The following is a 4053-nucleotide window of genomic DNA, read 5'->3' as shown; positions in this document are numbered from 1 at the left end:
GTAAGCAGAGTTTTTGAAATGTAAGGCCTTTGAATAAGACAAAAGGCTGCCTCATCGCTAACTTTGCAACAGTGCCGTTTCAGTTAACAACCCTTTTTCTGCCATTGCATGCAATATTTCTGGCATGTTGTTAATGTTGAAACCATCTGTTTTGTAAGGGAAATTAGCTTTGATATAACATGCCGGGTATACAGTATCCAGATACTGCTGTGCGGCTTCTTTGAAATTACTTTCGGAGGGTTTCTTTGGATCGTTACAACCGGTCAGCGCCAACACGCCAATACATAATAACGGTGCCAGATAATTCACTTTCATATAATTGTATCCTTGTCTCAAAATTATCCCTTCGTTCAGTACATAGAAAAAATGTTAAGGCACTGATGTAAAAAGGAACGTAAAAGTTAAAAAATACAATTTTAGAGCCTTTTGTCAATGCTGGGTCCGTGTCATAGCTGGTCGCATACCCCTCCCTAAAAATTAGCTTACAGGTTAATTTTCACCTTGCCTAACATTAGCCTATAGGTTAATATTAATGGAAATGGGAGGTCACATGTTTAGCGTTGTTTATCACCCGGAAGCCAGGGAAGAAGCCACAGCATTACCCGTAAAAATCAGGGTGAAGTTTGACCGTCTCATCGGCAAACTGGAGTATGATGCCCGATTACTGCGGGAGCCGGACACGAAGCCCCTGGGCGATGGACTTTTTGAGATCCGCACGATGGGGACGGACATAGCCAGGGGCATCTGGGTATACCACAAAGGCAATACCATCATCATGCTCCGGGTTTTCATCAAGAAGTCACAGAAAACGCCAGCGAAAGAAATCGATCTCGCCAAAAAGCGGTTAGCGGAGGTACTTAATGAAACTGGTAAGCCATAAAGAACTGCATAACGAGTGGATGCAGGACGACGAATATCGCGCTGCATGGCAGGAAGAAGAACGCAAGGAGAAGCTCAGAGAGCTACTTGCGGAATGGCGTAAACATGACAACCTGACAAAAGCGCAGGTTGCTGAACGCATGGGGGTTACACCTCCGGTTATTTCCCGCCTGGAAAACAACATCACCAAAGCCAGCATCGACACTCTGACCCGCTACGCTCACGCCTGCGGCATCAAAAAACCTGTCATTGCCCTGTACTGATGACATCCTACCCGGTTTTAGTTTTCGCCGGGTAGGTGTTGTCTCAACAGGAAAACGCGGTACAGGAGGTCTGAAGCCCAATGGGGAAGAACCATACGTTAATAATGTAACCATATGATTTTACATCTATAAAATCCAGATATCGCTTATCTCATGAAAGCACGCGGCAAGGCGTTCCAGTCTGTCGTGTATTCCGGACTCAGCATTTCCCTGCGCATCGCGAACCCCACATTGATCCCCTGGCCGGCAAAAAAAATGCGGCCCTTACCGGCGCGGTTAATCCGATCGACGGCATTCATCAGGGCTTCGCTGTCAGGACGGGGAGCACATTCATCAAACAGATTAAGTTGTGCCTCGCGGCCGGAAAAATCGGCCAGCATGATACCAGCCTTTGCGTACCGGTAGCCATCACGCCAGATGCGCGCAAGCGCACGCTGGGCAGCGGCAATGATGTCCCGGCTGTCCTGAGTGGCTACCAGTAGCGTCTCCGTCGCCTGGCTGGCACAGGGCGCATCCCGGGGTGAAAACGGGCTGGTTCGGATAAAGACACTGATCGCACGACAGTGCTGCTTTTCCTGACGCAGCTTTTCTCCTGCCCGCGCAGCAAAGCCGGTGATGGCCATCTGCATTTCCTGAAAGCTGGTTACACGCTCACCAAATGACCTGGAGACGACAATTTGGAGAGCATGAAAAACCTCGGGGCAGCCATCGAATGATGCCATCTACAGGGGTTAAAATAACCACCATCATTTCATAACAATACCTGCTGACTATGAAGATCTACGTCATCAAAATAGCAGTTCATGGAGTCAGTCCGATGGTCTGGCGTCGGCTGAGAATTGCTGCCGACACGTCACTGGCCGCGCTTCACTTCATTTTCCAGATAGTGCAGGGCTGGGGGGACGACCATCTCCATCAATTTCACATTTATGGCAAAGATTACGGTATCTCCTACGAAGGAGGCATCGGTTTTGTCGATAATCCGTTCCGGGTCGTGATTGATGATTTTGCTTTTGATGCTGGCGATCGCTTTACCTATGAATACAATTTCTTTGAGCACTGGCTTCATGACATTCGTGTTGAGGCCATTTATGAAAACTCTACGCTGAAAGCGCCGTTTTGTATAAGCGGCCATGGTATGCCCGGAGCCACAGCTGCGGATGAGTTCGATAAAACCCTGGCGTTTCTTGAAGCTATCGTTAATGCGGATGATGAAACAACGGTCGGCGAGATCCGCCCTTTTGCTGACGACCTGGATGCTGTCAGGTTCAACCGCCACAAAATCAACCGGCAACTGAGCAGGCTCGACCTTGCATCTCCGGTACTGGAGCCTGAAGTTATCTGGCTGGGCCGTCGTCGCTGACTGATGTCTATAAAGGTATACGTTTTCAGCATGCCTCTCAGATCCCCGAAAAAATGTCTATAAACCTCCCTAAATCAGTGTTTATGGATTATTCTTTAAATCTCTATGATGTTTAAAGACCTTCCGGAGGTTTTGCGTGCAATATGCCTACATCAGGGTAAGCTCGGCCGATCAGAATACGGCCCGTCAGGAAGAGGCATTGTCAAAGGCGGGTTTTCAGCCTGATAAAATTTGTGTTGAGCATGCCAGCGCGAAGGACACAAACCGCCCGGGGTTACAGGAACTCCTGGGGCAATTACGCCCTGGTGATACGCTTCTGGTTCATTCCATCGATCGCCTTTGCCGGAATATGTCGGATATGTGCGCTGTCACCACCCGGCTTCGTGACCAGGGCGTTACCCTTATTTTTCTGAAAGAGCAGCTGACGTTCAGCGCCGGCACAAACAATCCGATGCAGGAACTGCAGCTGCACATGATGTCGGCATTCAGCCAGTTTGAACGAGCCTTACTGAAGGAAAGGCAGGCCGACGGCATCGCCGCGAAAAAAGCACGGGGTGAAAAAACAGGGCGCCCCGGCGCCGATATCAAAAAGATCCAGGAAATTGACGCACTCAGAAGCAGAGGGGTCAGGCTCAGGATCGCCTGCGACCATGCGGGCCTTGGCGTTTCCACATATTATAAGCTTCGTCACCAGATGAACAACCAGTAGCCGGGAGATAGTCATCCACCACAGCAGGAGGCAATGATGCAACTGACGCTCCAGATAGTCATCACCGATGAATCAGGCTCCAGTCGAACGGAGGAACTGATGACAATCCAGAAATCAGGGGAGACCCGGAACGACATCGGATTATCGGTGTCAGAATCCAAGCTGTTGCTGAATACGGTCCAGCAGTCGGTGGTCCAGCTGCAGGCAGACGAATATACTCAACACCATATCCGGTGCCCTCACTGCCTTGCTGCGCGCAGAATCAAAGGCAAACAGAAAATACGGTACCGGACGCTGTTTGGCGTTATTCCGGTATCCGGGCTTCGGGTGTACCGGTGCCGTTGTGAAGAGAGTGATACAAAGACAGTCAGTTTGCTCAGCGACTGGGCCGGCGATTATTCTCACCCGGCACTGAAATATATTGAAACCCGCTGGGCCTCGATGATCTCCTATGAAATGACGACTCGTCTGCTGAAAGATATTCTGCCGGTGGGCCACAGCCTGAATGCCTCAACGGTGAGGAATCATTTATGCCAGGTGGCGCAGCGTCTTGACGCTGAGGCTGAAGCTCATTCAGGTTTTCTTTCCGGCTGCCCCCGCGACTGGGGGAACCTGCCCAGGCCAGGAAAACCGCTTGTGGTGGGTATAGATGGTGGTTATGTTCGCGATCGGGATGACAAAAAGCGTAATTTTGAAATTATTGCCGGGAAGTCTTTTTCCGTTGGTGCGCCTGCTGACACCCGCCGCTTCGGTTTTGTTCAGAAGGATGACTGTCATCCGGAACGCAGGCTCATGACCCACCTTTCAGCGCAGGGAATGCAGGCCAACCAGCAGATATT

6 protein-coding genes and 1 pseudogene are annotated in these 4053 nt (G+C 50.3%); 5 read left to right on the top strand and 2 right to left on the bottom strand.

Annotation, left to right across the window (positions count from 1 at the left end):
• Window positions 1-57: 57 nt before the first annotated feature.
• Window positions 58-315 (bottom strand): hypothetical protein, encoded by a 258-nt coding sequence (locus L2I46_RS28755; protein WP_048337415.1) that lies wholly within the window; start codon window positions 313-315, stop codon window positions 58-60.
• A gap of 235 nt (window positions 316-550) precedes the next feature.
• Between L2I46_RS28755 and L2I46_RS28750 the strand changes: the two genes are divergently transcribed.
• Window positions 551-880, top strand: a complete 330-nt coding sequence (locus L2I46_RS28750; protein WP_000493286.1) for a type II toxin-antitoxin system RelE/ParE family toxin — start codon at window positions 551-553, stop codon at window positions 878-880.
• Complete coding sequence (locus L2I46_RS28745) at window positions 861-1142, top strand: helix-turn-helix domain-containing protein (protein WP_000780222.1); 282 nt, start codon at window positions 861-863, stop codon at window positions 1140-1142. Before L2I46_RS28750 ends, L2I46_RS28745 begins: the two co-directional genes overlap by 20 nt.
• A 146-nt stretch (window positions 1143-1288) precedes the next feature.
• Here the strand turns inward: L2I46_RS28745 and L2I46_RS28740 are convergent, their stop codons facing one another.
• Window positions 1289-1864: a DinB/UmuC family translesion DNA polymerase gene (locus tag L2I46_RS28740; protein WP_077256884.1), complete on the bottom strand. Its 576-nt coding sequence runs from the start codon at window positions 1862-1864 to the stop codon at window positions 1289-1291.
• Window positions 1865-1914: 50 nt separating this feature from the next.
• Here L2I46_RS28740 and L2I46_RS28735 point away from each other — a divergent pair, with 50 nt between their 5' ends.
• The 3 genes and pseudogenes from L2I46_RS28735 to L2I46_RS28725 all read left to right on the top strand — a co-directional run.
• Entirely contained in the window at window positions 1915-2505 is a 591-nt protein-coding gene (locus tag L2I46_RS28735; protein WP_012477564.1) for a plasmid pRiA4b ORF-3 family protein, read from the top strand.
• 136 nt (window positions 2506-2641) lie between these two features.
• A complete protein-coding gene (locus L2I46_RS28730; RefSeq protein ID WP_001493762.1) occupies window positions 2642-3214 on the top strand; it encodes a recombinase family protein in 573 nt (190 codons plus the stop codon).
• A 36-nt stretch (window positions 3215-3250) separates the two neighbouring features.
• A pseudogene (locus L2I46_RS28725) lies at window positions 3251-4053 on the top strand (ISKra4-like element ISKpn19 family transposase); the annotation flags it as partial.

This window comes from Klebsiella sp. 2019SCSN059, assembly GCF_021739525.1.
Taxonomy (GTDB): Bacteria; Pseudomonadota; Gammaproteobacteria; order Enterobacterales; family Enterobacteriaceae; genus Klebsiella; species Klebsiella quasipneumoniae.
Note: the sequence above shows the minus strand (reverse complement) of the source record. Positions and strands in the feature narration are given on the sequence as shown.

Coding starts and splice junctions, on each gene's coding strand:
- L2I46_RS28755 (WP_048337415.1), bottom strand. CDS start 315: ATGAAAGTGAATTATCTGGCACCGTTATTATGTATTGGCGTGTTGGCG.
- L2I46_RS28750 (WP_000493286.1), top strand. CDS start 551: ATGTTTAGCGTTGTTTATCACCCGGAAGCCAGGGAAGAAGCCACAGCA.
- L2I46_RS28745 (WP_000780222.1), top strand. CDS start 861: ATGAAACTGGTAAGCCATAAAGAACTGCATAACGAGTGGATGCAGGAC.
- L2I46_RS28740 (WP_077256884.1), bottom strand. CDS start 1,864: ATGGCATCATTCGATGGCTGCCCCGAGGTTTTTCATGCTCTCCAAATT.
- L2I46_RS28735 (WP_012477564.1), top strand. CDS start 1,915: ATGAAGATCTACGTCATCAAAATAGCAGTTCATGGAGTCAGTCCGATG.